The organism is Thalassovita aquimarina (genome assembly GCF_018219815.1).
Taxonomy (GTDB): domain Bacteria; phylum Pseudomonadota; class Alphaproteobacteria; order Rhodobacterales; family Rhodobacteraceae; genus Thalassobius; species Thalassobius aquimarinus.
Genome location: NZ_JADMKU010000005.1, coordinates 175,744 through 188,970, shown reverse-complemented (window position 1 = coordinate 188,970; position 13,227 = coordinate 175,744). Strand labels below are relative to the sequence as shown.

The 13,227-nt window shown below is 62.4% G+C and carries 11 protein-coding genes; 8 read left to right on the top strand and 3 right to left on the bottom strand.

Annotated elements, in window-relative coordinates:
• Nucleotides 1–24 precede the first annotated feature (24 nt).
• The 3 genes from IT775_RS08005 (at nucleotide 25) to IT775_RS07995 (ending at nucleotide 3,634) form a co-directional block, all read left to right on the top strand.
• Nucleotides 25–897: an amidohydrolase family protein gene (locus tag IT775_RS08005; protein ID WP_212700564.1), complete on the top strand. Its 873-nt coding sequence runs from the start codon at nucleotides 25–27 to the stop codon at nucleotides 895–897.
• 85 nt (nucleotides 898–982) lie between these two features.
• A complete protein-coding gene (locus tag IT775_RS08000) occupies nucleotides 983–2,542 on the top strand; it encodes an acyl-CoA dehydrogenase family protein (protein WP_212700563.1) in 1,560 nt (519 codons plus the stop codon).
• A 117-nt stretch (nucleotides 2,543–2,659) separates the two neighbouring features.
• Nucleotides 2,660–3,634, top strand: coding sequence for an SLAC1 anion channel family protein (locus IT775_RS07995; protein ID WP_212700562.1), 975 nt, complete (start codon nucleotides 2,660–2,662; stop codon nucleotides 3,632–3,634).
• Nucleotides 3,635–3,764: 130 nt separating this feature from the next.
• On the opposite strand, the gene IT775_RS07990 is transcribed toward IT775_RS07995, so the two are convergent.
• Nucleotides 3,765–5,444: an acyl-CoA dehydrogenase family protein gene (locus IT775_RS07990; protein WP_212700561.1), complete on the bottom strand. Its 1,680-nt coding sequence runs from the start codon at nucleotides 5,442–5,444 to the stop codon at nucleotides 3,765–3,767.
• A gap of 246 nt (nucleotides 5,445–5,690) precedes the next feature.
• Between IT775_RS07990 and IT775_RS07985 the strand changes: the two genes are divergently transcribed.
• The gene (locus IT775_RS07985; RefSeq protein ID WP_212700560.1) at nucleotides 5,691–6,461 is read left to right on the top strand and encodes a sulfite exporter TauE/SafE family protein; all 771 of its coding nucleotides are present in this window, start codon (nucleotides 5,691–5,693) and stop codon (nucleotides 6,459–6,461) included.
• 3 nt (nucleotides 6,462–6,464) lie between these two features.
• Here IT775_RS07985 and IT775_RS07980 read toward each other — a convergent pair whose 3' ends face one another.
• Nucleotides 6,465–6,839, bottom strand: coding sequence for a helix-turn-helix domain-containing protein (locus tag IT775_RS07980; RefSeq protein ID WP_212700559.1), 375 nt, complete (start codon nucleotides 6,837–6,839; stop codon nucleotides 6,465–6,467).
• A gap of 232 nt (nucleotides 6,840–7,071) precedes the next feature.
• On the opposite strand from IT775_RS07980, the gene IT775_RS07975 reads away from it, so the two are divergent.
• Both IT775_RS07975 and IT775_RS07970 read left to right on the top strand, forming a co-directional pair.
• On the top strand, nucleotides 7,072–7,974 hold the full coding sequence (locus tag IT775_RS07975; RefSeq protein ID WP_212700558.1) for a helix-turn-helix domain-containing protein: 903 nt from the start codon (nucleotides 7,072–7,074) through the stop codon (nucleotides 7,972–7,974).
• A gap of 1 nt (nucleotide 7,975) precedes the next feature.
• Nucleotides 7,976–8,734, top strand: coding sequence for a hypothetical protein (locus IT775_RS07970; RefSeq protein WP_212700557.1), 759 nt, complete (start codon nucleotides 7,976–7,978; stop codon nucleotides 8,732–8,734).
• Between the two features lie 104 nt (nucleotides 8,735–8,838).
• Here IT775_RS07970 and IT775_RS07965 read toward each other — a convergent pair whose 3' ends face one another.
• Nucleotides 8,839–10,437, bottom strand: a complete 1,599-nt coding sequence (locus IT775_RS07965) for a phosphoenolpyruvate carboxykinase (RefSeq protein ID WP_212700556.1) — start codon at nucleotides 10,435–10,437, stop codon at nucleotides 8,839–8,841.
• 366 nt (nucleotides 10,438–10,803) lie between these two features.
• Between IT775_RS07965 and IT775_RS07960 the strand changes: the two genes are divergently transcribed.
• Both IT775_RS07960 and IT775_RS07955 read left to right on the top strand, forming a co-directional pair.
• On the top strand, nucleotides 10,804–11,505 hold the full coding sequence (locus tag IT775_RS07960) for a response regulator transcription factor (protein WP_212700555.1): 702 nt from the start codon (nucleotides 10,804–10,806) through the stop codon (nucleotides 11,503–11,505).
• 2 nt (nucleotides 11,506–11,507) lie between these two features.
• Complete coding sequence (locus IT775_RS07955; protein ID WP_212700554.1) at nucleotides 11,508–13,226, top strand: sensor histidine kinase; 1,719 nt, start codon at nucleotides 11,508–11,510, stop codon at nucleotides 13,224–13,226.
• Nucleotide 13,227: the final 1 nt, after the last annotated feature.

The window sequence follows — 13,227 nt, the reverse complement described above, 5'->3', positions numbered from 1 at the left end:
GCAACCGCTTGAAAGGACAGCTAAATGGTCGACATCTCCAAGGTCCGTGCCATCGACATCCACACCCATGCCGAGGAACCCTGCGGCTGCCACGCCGATGACGGCTATGACGAATTGCAAAGCACCATGGCGAACTATTTCGGCGCGCCGTGGACCCATCCGCCGACCATTCCGCAAACCGCCGCGCATTACCGCGAACAGAACATCGCCGCGGTGATCTTCCCGGTCGATGCGGAACGCGAAACCGGCTACCGCCGCTACAAGAACGAAGAAGTCGCCGAACTTGCCGCCGAAAACGACGACGTGCTGATCCCGTTCGCCTCGATCGACCCGTGGAAGGGCAAGATGGCTGTACGCGAGGCGCGCCGTCTGATCCGCGATTTCGGCATCAAGGGGTTCAAGTTCCACCCGACCTTCCAGGGTTTCTACCCGAACGACCGGATGGCCTATGAGTTCTACAACGTGCTGGAAGAAGAAGGCGCGATCGCGCTGTTCCACACCGGTCAGACCGGGGTCGGATCGGGGATGCCGGGCGGCAACGGGATGCGGCTGAAATATTCCAACCCGATGTATCTCGATGACGTGGCGGTGGATTTCCCCGACCTGAAAATCATCATGGCGCACCCGTCCTTCCCCTGGCAGGAGGAAGCGCTTTCGGTCGCGCAGCACAAGCCCAACGTCTACATCGACCTGTCCGGCTGGTCGCCCAAGTATTTCCCCGAAATTCTGGTGCGTTACTGCAATTCGATCCTGCGCAAGAAGGTGCTGTTCGGGTCGGACTGGCCGATGATCACCCCGGAACGCTGGCTGTCTGATTTCGAGAAGATCAAGATCAAGGACGAACTGCGCCCCGACATCATCAAGAACAACGCCGCGCGCCTGCTGGGCCTGATGTAACCCGCGCCCGGTTTTCCCGGAAACGACATGTCGCCGCTCCCTTCCGGGGGCGGCCCGGTAACGCTTTGCCTGTAAGGATCCCGAGATGAAACCCTTCGCAGCCCCTGTCGACGACATCCTGTTCACGCTCGAAAAGGTCGGCGCCGATGCCCTGCCCGATTGGGATGGCGACCTTATCCGCGAAATCACCCAGCATTTCGCCAGCTTTGCCGAAAGCGAAATCGCCCCCACGGATGAAGTGGGCGACAGGCAGGGATGCCGGCTGGAAGACGGCCGGGTGGCGATGCCGGACGGGTTTCGGGAACTGTACCAGAGCTATGCAGACCAGGGCTGGCCGTCGCTGACCGTGCCGGAGGAATTCGGCGGGCAGGGGATGGGCGGCATTGCGCTGGCCTGCTCATCGGAGATTTTCACCGGCGCCAACCATGCGCTGCAGATGGTGACCGGGCTGGTGCCCGGCGCGGTGCGGGTGCTGCTGGAATACGGCGACGAGGCACAGAAAGCGGCCTACATCCCGAAACTGGCTTCGGGCGATTGGCTGTCGACCATGTGCCTGACCGAACCCGGCGCCGGATCGGACCTGAGCCGGGTGCGCACCCGCGCGGTAAGGGATGGCGACGGCTGGGCGATCAGCGGCGAAAAGATCTTCATCTCGGGCGGTGATCAGGACCTGAGCGAAGGCATTTTCCACCTGGTGCTGGCCCGTACCGGCGAGACGGGCAGCGGCGTGAAGGGATTGTCGCTGTTCGCTTGTCTCTCGCATCTGCCTGACGGTGCGCGCAACGCCATCACCGTGACCCGGATCGAGGAAAAGATGGGGCTGCATGCCTCGCCCACCTGCCAGATGGCCTTCGACGGCGCACGGGCCGAACTGATCGGAGAAGAAGGCGCCGGGCTCAGGGCGATGTTCACCATGATGAACCACGCCCGCATCGACGTGGCGCTGCAGGGCGTGGCGCATGCCAGCCGCGCCCATGACATCGCGGCCGCCTATTGCGCCGCACGGCAGCAGGGGCGCGGGCCCGACGGTCAGCCGGTGACGCTGGATCAGCACCCCGACGTGCGCAACATGCTGGCGGAGATGCGGGCGCTGTCGCTGCTGGGCCGGGCGATCTGCCACCTCGCGGTGGTCGAACTGGAAAAGGGCGACGACCCGGCGCTGGTGGAATTCCTCACCCCGATCGCCAAGCATTTCTGCACCGACGCCGCCAGCCGCGCCGCCGATCTGGGCATCCAGTGCCTGGGCGGTTACGGCTACCTGCAGGAATACCGCATCGACCAGGTCTGGCGCGATGCCCGCATCTGCCGCATCTACGAGGGCGCAAACGGCATCCATGCGCTGACGCTGGCCACCCGTCTGCTCGGCGGCAGCGCCTCCGCTGCCGCCGACCGGTTCGCCGCTTTCGCCGCCGCCAACGCCACCCCCGAAGAGGTCGCTCTGTGGACCCGGGCGCGCGCGGCGCTGGCCGGTTCCGAAGCCCCGGCGGAACAGGCTGCCGATTTCATGGCGCTGTCGGAATGGCTATTGCTGCGCTGCCTTGCGCCGCGCTTTGCCGGCCATGCGGCCGAAGTGCAGATCGCCCGCTACCTCGAGCGCAGTCACCATGTCGGCGCGTTGATGAGTGCCCGGATCGTCGGGGCCTGAGCGCCAAGGGCCCGGATGCCAAGGAAAATCTTGATTTAAGTCATGGCTGTCCCTTGCCGCCGCGTGGCATGGCTGGCAACACTATGCATTCGCGCGCACACGGGAAGGAGACGGGGCATGACCAACCCCCTGCAGGAACAAGGCGGTAACCGGCTGGAACATTACCCGGTGACCTTTTTTGCCATCGTCATGGGCATGGCGGGGCTGACGCTGGCGCTGCACGCGGCGGAACTGGCTTTCGGTCTTGGCGGCACTGTCTCGACCGTCGCCTATGGCGCGACCATGTTCATCGCGTTGCTGATCGCCATGGGCTATGTCGCCAAGGCGCTGCAATATCCGCAGGCGGTGGTGGCGGAATGGAAGCATCCGGTGCGGCTGGCCTTTTTCCCGGCGATTTCCATTTCCCTGCTGCTGCTGGCGACTGCGACCCTGCCGCGCAGTGCGCAGCTGGCCGAGGCGCTGTGGCTGATCGGCGCGGCGTCGCATGGTGTCCTGACCATCGCGGTTGTGTCCGGCTGGATCGGCGCCCGGGCGTTCCAGACCGGTCACCTGAGCCCGGCCTGGTTCATCCCGGCGGTGGGCAACGTGATCGTGCCGATCGCCGGCGTGCCGCTCGGCTATGTCGAACTCAGCTGGTATTTCATGTCGGTCGGTCTGATTTTCTGGATCGTGCTGATGACGCTTGTGATGAACCGGCTGATCTTCCACGACCCGCTGCCGGGGCGGTTGCAGCCGACGCTGGTGATCCTGATCGCGCCGCCCGCCGTCGCCTTCGTCGCCTGGGTGCGGCTTTATGGCGAGGTCGATGCCTTCGCCCGCATCCTGCTCAACGGGGCCTACCTGTTCGCGCTGATCGTGGCGATGCAGCTGCCGCGGATCGTCAAGCTGCCCTTCGCGCTCAGCTTCTGGGCGCTGAGCTTCCCCTTCGCCGCGGTGACCATCGCCAGCTTCAACTTCGCCGCCAATGCCGCAAGCCCGGTGCACAAGCTGATCGGCTCGGGCCTGCTGGTGGTGCTGCTGGTGATCATCGTGGGGCTTGTGTTCCGGACCCTGCGGGCAATCAGGGACGGGGAAATCTGCCAGCCGGAATAACCGTCTCCCGGCTTCTTCTTTTTCCAAATATCCCCGCCGGAGGCATTGCCGGGCCACCGGCCCGGCGAAACAAAAAAGCGCGGCCCGAAGGGCCGCGCCAGTTGGGGAAGAATCCGTTTGTGAAGGCGGATCAGCCCAGCAACCGCCGGGCGATCACCTGGGCCTGAATCTCGGCCGCGCCTTCGAAGATGTTCAGGATCCGTGCATCGCACAGGATGCGGCTGATCTGGTATTCCAGCGCGAAGCCGTTGCCGCCGTGGATCTGCAGCGCGTTGTCCGCCGCCGCCCACGCGACGCGGGCGCCCAGCAGCTTCGCCATCCCGGCCTCAAGATCGCAGCGCTGGTCGTGGTCCTTTTCCCAGGCCGAGAAATAGGTCAGCTGCCGTGCCACCATGATTTCCACCGCCATCATCGCCAGCTTGTTGGCGACGCGCGGGAAGTGGATCAGCGACTTGCCGAACTGCTTGCGGTCCTCGGCATATTGCATGCCCACCTCGAGCGCGTTCTGCGCCACGCCGATGGCGCGGGCGGCGGTCTGGATGCGGGCGGCCTCGAATGTTTTCATCAGCTGCTTGAAGCCCTGGCCCTCGACCCCGCCGAGCAGGTTCTCGCCCTTCACCTTGAACTGGTCGAAGCCCAGTTCATATTCCTTCATGCCGCGATAGCCCAGAACCTCGATTTCGCCGCCGGTCATGCCTTCGGTCGGGAACGGGTTTTCGTCGTCGCCCGGGGTCTTTTCCGCCAGGAACATCGACAGGCCGCGGTGATCGGTGCTGTCGGGATCGGTACGGGCCAGCAGGGTCATCACATGGGTGCGGGCGGCGTGGGTGATCCAGGTCTTGTTCCCGGTGATTTCATAATCGCCGGATTCCGTCTTGACCGCGCGGGTGCGCAAGCTGCCGAGGTCGGACCCGGTATTGGGTTCGGTGAACACGGCGGTGGGCAGGATTTCACCGCTGGACAGTTTCGGCAGCCACTGTTCCTTCTGCGCATCCGTGCCGCCGGCCAAGATCAGTTCGGCGGCGATTTCCGAGCGGGTGCCGAGCGAGCCGACGCCGATATAACCGCGCGACAGTTCTTCGGACACCACCACCATCGATGCCTTGGAAAGGCCCAGCCCGCCGAAGTCTTCCGGGATGGTCAGGCCGAACACGCCCATTTCGGCCAGTTCCTCGATGATCTCCATCGGGATGAAATCGTCCTTCAGGTGCCAGTCGTGGGCGTTCGGGGCGACCCGTTCATCGGCATAGCGGCGGAACTGTTCGCGGATCATTTCCAGTTCCTCGTCCAACCCGCTGGCGCCGAAGGTGGCGTGGCCGGCATTGTCGCGCATCAGCTCGACCAGGCGGGTGCGGGCGGCCTGGCTGTTGCCGCGCGCGATCAGTGTCGAAATCGCGTCGGTTTCCAGCGACGCACCATCCACGCCCAGGTCGGACAGGCGGGCGATTTCGCCCTGGCTCATCGGGATGCCGCCCTTGATCTGGGCCAGGTATTCGCCAAAGGCGATCTGGTGGATCAGTTGTTCCATCTCTCCGAACTTGCCATCGGCCGTCAGGCGCTCGGCCCAGGCCTGCATCTGGGTCAGCGACTGGCCATAGGTGGCCAGCCAGGACAGGCCATGCGCCATCGCCTGGTCGGCTTCCAGCGCGGCGCCGGACACCCGGCCGTCGCGCGACACGGCATCGCGTACATGGGCGGTTGCGGTTTCCACCAATGCATTGACCGGGGCCACGGCCGCGCCGGTCAATGTCAGCAGGTCGGGGAGAAGTGCGGTATCGGTCATCGTCAGGTCCTGTCCGTCATGGGCCATGAATCATATCCTCAATTGCTGCGGTGTGACATATTCCTTTTGCAGTTGCAGCGCAACAAAAATACCAATTGCGACACTTGGAGGTTCGAAAGTTGCGTGTTGGCTATGGGGGAGGGCGGGGTTTCACGCTTGAAAGTAGTGTCCCGCGAGCTAAAGCCAAGAATTGTGCGATATTCCACAGGGGCCCCCGAACGGACCGAGCGTTTTCCTGTTGCAGCATTTCGGGGCTGTGCTCTAACAGATCTTATGGATACGCTTTTTACGCTCATGTCGCCGCAGGTCTTCGCGTCTGCCTGCGTGATCGCCCTGCTGGCAGGGTTCATCAAGGGGATGGTGGGCTTCGCCATGCCGATGATCCTGATTTCCGGCCTGAGCAGTTTCATCGACCCGCAGCTGGCGCTGGCGGGGCTGATGTTGCCGACCGTGGCGACCAATGGCTGGCAGGCGCTGCGGCAGGGGCGGGCGGCGGCCTGGGCTTCGGTCAAGCGGTTCCGGGTGTTCCTGCTGGTCGGGCTGGTGACGATCCTGGCCAGCGCGCAACTGGTGCGGCTGATTTCGCCGCAGGTGATGCTGCTGCTGATCGGCGCACCGGTTTCGGTGTTCGTGCTGATCCAGCTGATGGGGGTTCGGCTGCGGCTGCCGGAAAGCGGGCGGGGCGCGATCGAGGCGGCGATCGGCGGATTTGCCGGTCTGGTCGGCGGCATGTCCGGCGTCTGGGGGCCGCCCACAGTGCTGTACCTGACTGCGCTGGACACGCCGAAGGCTGAACAGCTGCGCATCCAGGGCGTGATCTATGGTCTTGGCGCGGTGGCGCTCTTGGGCGCGCATATCGGGTCCGGCGTGGTGCGCAGCGACACCGCGATGTTTTCCGCCGCGCTGCTGATCCCGGCGCTTGCCGGGACCTGGATCGGGCTGCAGGTGCATGACCGGATCGATCAGGCGACGTTTCGCCGTGTCACCCTGATCGTGCTTTTCGTCGCGGCGCTGAACCTTGTGCGCCGCGCCGTTTTCTACTGACGATCAGTGCGTCGTCGCGTCGTCGGCGGGCACATAACCGGCAACCGCGTCGACGAAGGACCGGATCTGCGCCTTCAGGCGTTCATCCTTGATCTTGCTGAAGACCGATGCGATGCGCGCGGTTTCCTCGTCGATCACCGGGGTGTTTTCGTCGGCGGTCTGGTCCAGCCCTTCAAAGAAGTAGGACGGCGGAACGTTCAGGATATTGGAAATTTCGAACAGCTTGCTGGCCGAAATGCGGTTACGGCCAAGTTCGTACTTTTGAACCTGCTGGAACGAGATATTCAACCCCTTGGCGACATCGGTTTGGGTCAGTCCGCGCAGCACGCGAAGGTTCTTCAGTTTCTTGCCTACGTGAACATCTACTGGGTGCGACATATCTAACTTCCATCTCTAGACTACCAGAAGAAGAAAACAATTCGGATCCATTCAATCAACTGATGATGAATTTTCTTGACGGGAATAAAAATCATCCATCAGTATAGGGGGGCTTTACCTGCTTTCGAAGGCCTGTAAAAACAGGGGTCAAGCAGTCTTTTCAACGTGGAAGTGGTGCTGGTTGTTACTATTCCGAGTGTAGTTAACGCCTGACGCTACCATAAGGGGTCACATGGCGGAGTTGAAGAATCACCCGTTGCTGTTCGAACTTTTACGCTCCTTTACCTCCTTGGCGGAGACGTTGAACCTGTCACACACGGTCGCGCAACTGGATTCCACCCGGCAGACGGTGCGCCGCCATATCAACATCCTCGAAGAACTCAAGGGCGAGCAGCTTTTCGTCATCGTCGACCGGCAATACCAGTTGACCGATGCGGGCCGCAGTTGCCTGCGCGAGGCGCAGGATATCCAGGCGCGCGGCGCCGCGTGGCTGAACAATGAAACCGGTCATATCGGCGGCCTGTTCCATATCGGCAAGGAAGATCCGGACGGCTGGCGTTTTTACCTGCAGCAGCATCCGATCAGCGATATCTGGACCGGCCAGAACGAATTGCTGAAAAAGGCGGTGAAATGCTGGGCCGAGGCGGAAGGGGTGATCACCCATGAAGCCTTCGATCCGATCCGCGAAAGCCTGATGGTGTTCCGCAAATCGGCCGAGGACTGGATCTGCACCGCGGTGGGCAGCAAATCGTCCTATGCGACATGGTATGGCTGGCGTTGGGAAAGCAGTTCGATCGGCCGCGCGGTTCCGGCGCTGCCCGGCGGGGCGTCCCACGCGGTGCAGCTGTCGCAGCCGTTCGAGGAAATCCGCGCCAGTCGCGGGCTGCGTTATGACCACGTTCACACGCTGATGGACCGGGGCGAAGAGGGCGGGCCGGAACCGATCAGCTTCAAGCGGCTGTTGCTGGGATGCCGCTATCCCGACGACAGTTTCGCGATGGGATCGATCGTGGTGCGGAGCTATGATCTGCAGATCGAGGGCCTGTCGCAGGAGATTATCGAATCCATGCCGGCGGAGGAACTGATGGAGGGCGCTCCCGCGATGCGGGAACAATCGAAAGACATTTCCGCCTAGGTTGGGCATCCTGTTGTTGTGTGCAGCACAGGAGTCCAAAATGAGCATACAAGATGTATTTGATGGAGCGCGGTACCTGTCTGAGACCGCCAATGCCCTGAAGTCCCAGCATCTGCATATCGAAGTCGGTGACGATTTCGAAAGATATGCCCAGATCGTGAAGGATGGCCGACCGGAACAGCCGCTGGGGCCTCCCTTTGATCCGACAAAGCAATTTTTACCAGCAGCCCGAGGCATTTGGATCATAGGCCGCAATTCCAAGGGGGTCTTGGTTCATACCCAGGCAATGCGCCTTCTGGACCTGTATGATCAAACCTTGGCGCGGTATCTTTCGTCCCGTTTCGGGGATTTTCCGCCCGGTGGAGTGGGCATCGATCACGATGGATCGTGGTTCCGCCCGGGGCCCGGAGCGGCCAAGATTACCGGCCGCGCGGTGTATCATGGTGAAATGTGGCTTAAAGATGATTCGGCCTATCGCGGCCGCGGATTGATCGATTTGCTTGCCCGTTTTTCGTTTTTGACGGCGATGTTGCACTGGCAGCCGGATTTTCTGTTCGGCTTCATGCTGCGTCCGATCGCCCGGCGCGGGCTGGCCGAACGCGAAGGCTACATGCATTGCGATCCCTATTGCCTGAGCTGGAAGATCGAGGGCCGCAACGAGCCGCTGGATTGCAACATGGTTTGGATGGCGCTGGAGGATTTGCGCCATGTCATGCATGTGCCGACCAAGGAAGTGATGGAACCGGCGCACGCGGCCTGAAACCCGGGTTTCCGCTGCCGCGCGATCCACGGAGAGCGTGCAAAAAGAAACGCCCCGGCCAATGGCCGGGGCGTCTTTGGCGTGTTGCAGGGTACGTCCGGCGATCAGCCGATCGCGGCGGCTTTCACATCCTCGTCGATGTAAGGCAGGTACTGTTCGAAATTGTCTGCGAACATCTGCACCAGCTTGGCGGCCTGCGCGTCATAGGCGGCGGGATCGGCCCAGGTCTGGCGCGGGTCCAGCAGCTGGGGGTCGACGCCCGGCACATCGACCGGCACGTCGAAGCCGAAGTTTTCGTCCTTGCGGAATTCAACCTCGTTCAGCGATCCTTCCAGAGCGGCGGTCAGCAGCGCGCGGGTGGCCTTGATCGGCATCCGCGAACCGGTGCCGAAGGCGCCGCCGGTCCAGCCGGTGTTGACCAGCCAGCAGGTCGCGCCGTGCTTGCCGATCTTTTCGCGCAGCAGGTTGCCGTAGGCTTCCGGCCGGCGCGGCATGAACGGGGCGCCGAAGCAGGTCGAGAAGGTGGGTTCGGGTTCCACCACGCCGCGTTCGGTGCCCGGGGTCTTCGAGGTGAAGCCGGACAGGAAGTGATACATTGCCTGCGCCGGGGTCAGCCGCGCGATCGGCGGCAGCACGCCATAGGCGTCGCAGGTCAGCAGGATCACGTTCTTCGGATGGCCGCCAAGCGCGCTGTCCGAGGAATTCGAGATATATTCCAGCGGATAGGCGCAGCGCATGTTTTCGGTCAGGCTGGAATCCTCGAAATCCAGTTCGAAGGTTTCTTCGTCATAGACCATGTTTTCGATCACGGTGCCGAATTTCGAGGTGGTGGCGTAGATTTCCGGTTCCGCCTCGGGGTTCAGGCCGATGGTCTTGGCATAGCAGCCGCCTTCGAAGTTGAAGGTGCCGCGATCCGACCAGCCGTGTTCGTCATCGCCGATCAGGGTGCGCGACGGGTCGGCCGACAGGGTGGTCTTGCCGGTGCCCGACAGGCCGAAAAAGATCGCGGTGTCGACCGGGTTGCCGATGGCGTGGTTGGCCGAGCAGTGCATCGGCATGATGCCTTTTTCCGGCAGCAGGTAGTTCAGCAGGGTGAACACCGATTTCTTGTTCTCGCCGGCGTATTCGGTGTTGCCGATCAGGATCAGCTTCTTGTCGAAGTTCATCGCGATCACGGTGTCGCTGCGGCAGTCATGGCGTTCGGGATCGGCCTTGAAGCTGGGGCAGTTGATGACGGTGAAATCGGCGATGAAGCTGTCCAGCGCTTCGCGTTCGGGACGGCGCAGCAGGTGACGGATGAACAGCCCGTGCCAAGCCAGTTCGGTCACCATGCGGACGTTGATCGCATGTTCCGGATCGGCGCCGCCGACCAGGTCCTCGACATAGTATTTCTTGCCCTTCATATGCTCCAGCATATCGGCATAGAGGTTGTCGAACCCTTCGGGCGACATCGCCGCGTTGTTTTCCCACCAGATCTTGTCGGCGACGCTGTCGGTCTTGACGACGTGCTTGTCCTTGGGCGACCGGCCGGTGAACTTGCCGGTGGTGACCAGGAAGGCGCCGCCTTTGCCCAGCGTGCCTTCGCCGTTCTTGACCGCGGCTTCGATCAGCGCGGGCTCCATAAGATTGTAAAAGACATCGCCCAGCCCCTTGATCCCCTGATCTTCCAGCTGGAATTGCGGGTTTACCCGTCCAAATGTCATATGCCAAGCTCCTGTAGCCGCGCGAGTTGCGGCGATGTTCCCTGCGGGGACGGAACCCTCTCCCGTTCCCGACCGGATGCTGCACCCGATAACCGGCCTCTTAACATGACGTTTCCATGAAGGAACAGGACGGTTTGGCGCAGTTAGCGCAACCAAATGCAAGTTAGCGCAATCACGGCGAAAATCCCCCAATCGCCGCCCGGTGCCGATGCCGAATGTGAGGTAAATTAGCCATTGGTTGAGGAATTTGCCGTGAAATCTGGTGCATGGCACGGCTGATTCGCAGTTTCCGATTGATTGCCAAGGGGGAAAATGGGCATAATGAGGAAAAAAATAGGCAATAAGAGCAGTAAAAGGAATTCTCCGATGTCGAAGATCGCCCTTGTGGACGATGACAGGAATATCCTGACATCCGTCGCCATGACCCTTGAGGCAGAAGGGTTCGAGGTTGAAACCTATAACGACGGCCAATCCGCTCTGGATGCATTCAACCGAAAGCTTCCGGACATGGCCGTTCTGGATATCAAGATGCCGCGGATGGACGGCATGGACCTTCTGCAGCGGTTGCGCCAGAAAACCACCATGCCGGTCATTTTCCTGACCTCCAAGGATGATGAGATCGACGAGGTCCTGGGCCTGCGCATGGGGGCCGACGATTACGTCAAGAAACCGTTTTCGCAGCGTCTGCTGGTCGAGCGCATCCGCGCGCTGTTGCGCCGGCAGGATGTCCAGGCGGGCGTCGAGGTGCCGGAAACCGAAGAAACCAAGGTGATCGAACGCGGCGACCTGCGGATGGATCCGCTGCGCCACTCGGTGACCTGGAAGGGCAAGGATGTGTCGCTGACGGTGACCGAATTCCTGCTTCTGCAGGCGCTGGCGCAACGTCCGGGTTTCGTGAAATCGCGCGATCAGCTGATGGATGTGGCCTATGACGATCAGGTCTATGTTGATGACCGCACCATCGACAGCCATATCAAGCGCCTGCGCAAGAAGATGCGGTCGGCCGACGCCGATTTCGCGGCGATCGAGACGCTTTACGGCATCGGCTACCGATATAACGAAGACTGATCATGGCGTTGGCTGAAGGGGTAAATTTGCGGGATACGGCGACACGACAAGGTGGCGACGTGGTCTTGGGCGACGATTTTGTCGCCCCCGACAGCACCGTGGACAGCGAACTGCGCGTTCGGCGGGAACGGCGCGGTTGGCTGTCGTTGAACCGGTCGCCGCTGACCCGCAAGATCATCACCTTCAACCTGATCGCGCTGAACATCCTGGTTGCCGGGGTGCTGCTGCTGAATTCATCGCGCGATTCATTCGCGGTGGAACGGGCCAATTCCCTGGTGGCGCAGGCGGAACTGATCGCCGACGTGATCGAGGCGCAGCTGCCCGAGGGCGCCGCTTCGGAAATTGCCGCGGGCGGCGCGGTGGATGTGGCGCGCCTGCTTGGCGGGCTGGACCTGCGCGAAGGGATCGAAGCCTTTGTCTTCGATCGCGACATCGCGCTGGTTTCCAGTATCGAAGGGCAGGGCGGTGCCCCGACCGCAGACATGCCCGAACCGGGGCCGACGCTGATCGTCGACGGCCTGACCTGGCTCTGGGACAGGATGTCGGGCCTGTCGTCGCCGAGGACGGCGCCGGCGCCGCTGCCCAGCGTCGAGGAGCGGGCGCGGAAACTGGCCGGTAACGTCCTGTCCGGCGAAGCCGAAATCGACATGGGGCCGGCCACCGGCGGCACCAAGATCTTCACCGCCGCCACCCCAATCGAACAGGGCGGCAGCATCGTCGGGGTCGTGGCCCTGACCAGCGCCGCTGGCGAGGTCGATCACCTGGTGCGGGCGCAGCGCGAACGCATCCTGCAGATGTTCCTGATCGCCATTCTGGTGTCGATCGGGCTGAGCCTCGTTCTGGCCTCGACCATCGCCAATCCGCTGGCCGATCTGGCCACCGCTGCCGAACTCGGCGGCGCGCGCGACAAGCGGCAGAAGACCGGCGGCCGCATCCGCATTCCCGACCTGACCGCGCGGCCCGATGAAATCGGCCGGCTGTCCGGCGCGCTGCGCGGCATGGTGTCGGCGCTTTACGACCGGATCGACGGCAACGAACAATTCGCCGCCGACGTGGCGCACGAGATCAAGAACCCGCTGGCCAGCCTGCGTTCGGCCGTGGGCACGCTGCGGGTCGCCAAGCGTGATGATCAGCGCGAAAAGCTCTTAGACGTGATCGATCACGACGTGCGGCGGCTGGACCGGTTGGTCAGCGACATTTCCAACGCCTCAAGGCTCGACAGCGAACTGGTGAAGGAAGAACAGGAATCCTTCGATCTGCTGAAAATGCTGAGCAACCTGAGCGAATACCTGGGCCAGCAGGCGGGTGAGCAGGGGGTCGATTTCATCACCGACCTGCCCGACAAGCCGATCGAGATCATGGGGCTGGAAGCGCGACTGGCGCAGGTCTTCGTCAACCTGATTACCAACGCGATCAGTTTCTGCGAACAGGGCGACGCGATCCGCGTCTGGGCCCGTCAGCGCGAAAACCGGGTCCTGGTTGTCGTCGAAGATACCGGCCCGGGCATCCCCGAAGAGGCGCTGACCAAGGTGTTCAAGCGGTTCTATTCGGAGCGGCCGGAAAACCAGTTCGGCAACAATTCCGGCCTTGGCCTGGCGATTTCGAAGCAGATCGTCGAGGCTCATGGCGGCGTGATCTGGGCCGAAAACATCCGCCCCACCGATGCCGACGCGACCTCGGAACCGCTGGGCGCGCGCTTCGTCGTGGGCCTGCCGGTGTGAC

Excerpts from the sequence above, each read along its gene's own strand:
- IT775_RS07995 (WP_212700562.1), top strand. The coding sequence starts at position 2,660 with ATGACCAACCCCCTGCAGGAACAAGGCGGTAACCGGCTGGAACATTAC.
- IT775_RS07985 (WP_212700560.1), top strand. The coding sequence starts at position 5,691 with ATGGATACGCTTTTTACGCTCATGTCGCCGCAGGTCTTCGCGTCTGCC.
- IT775_RS07980 (WP_212700559.1), bottom strand. The coding sequence starts at position 6,839 with ATGTCGCACCCAGTAGATGTTCACGTAGGCAAGAAACTGAAGAACCTT.
- IT775_RS07955 (WP_212700554.1), top strand. The coding sequence starts at position 11,508 with ATGGCGTTGGCTGAAGGGGTAAATTTGCGGGATACGGCGACACGACAA.
- IT775_RS08005 (WP_212700564.1), top strand. The coding sequence starts at position 25 with ATGGTCGACATCTCCAAGGTCCGTGCCATCGACATCCACACCCATGCC.
- IT775_RS07975 (WP_212700558.1), top strand. The coding sequence starts at position 7,072 with ATGGCGGAGTTGAAGAATCACCCGTTGCTGTTCGAACTTTTACGCTCC.
- IT775_RS08000 (WP_212700563.1), top strand. The coding sequence starts at position 983 with ATGAAACCCTTCGCAGCCCCTGTCGACGACATCCTGTTCACGCTCGAA.
- IT775_RS07990 (WP_212700561.1), bottom strand. The coding sequence starts at position 5,444 with ATGGCCCATGACGGACAGGACCTGACGATGACCGATACCGCACTTCTC.
- IT775_RS07960 (WP_212700555.1), top strand. The coding sequence starts at position 10,804 with ATGTCGAAGATCGCCCTTGTGGACGATGACAGGAATATCCTGACATCC.
- IT775_RS07965 (WP_212700556.1), bottom strand. The coding sequence starts at position 10,437 with ATGACATTTGGACGGGTAAACCCGCAATTCCAGCTGGAAGATCAGGGG.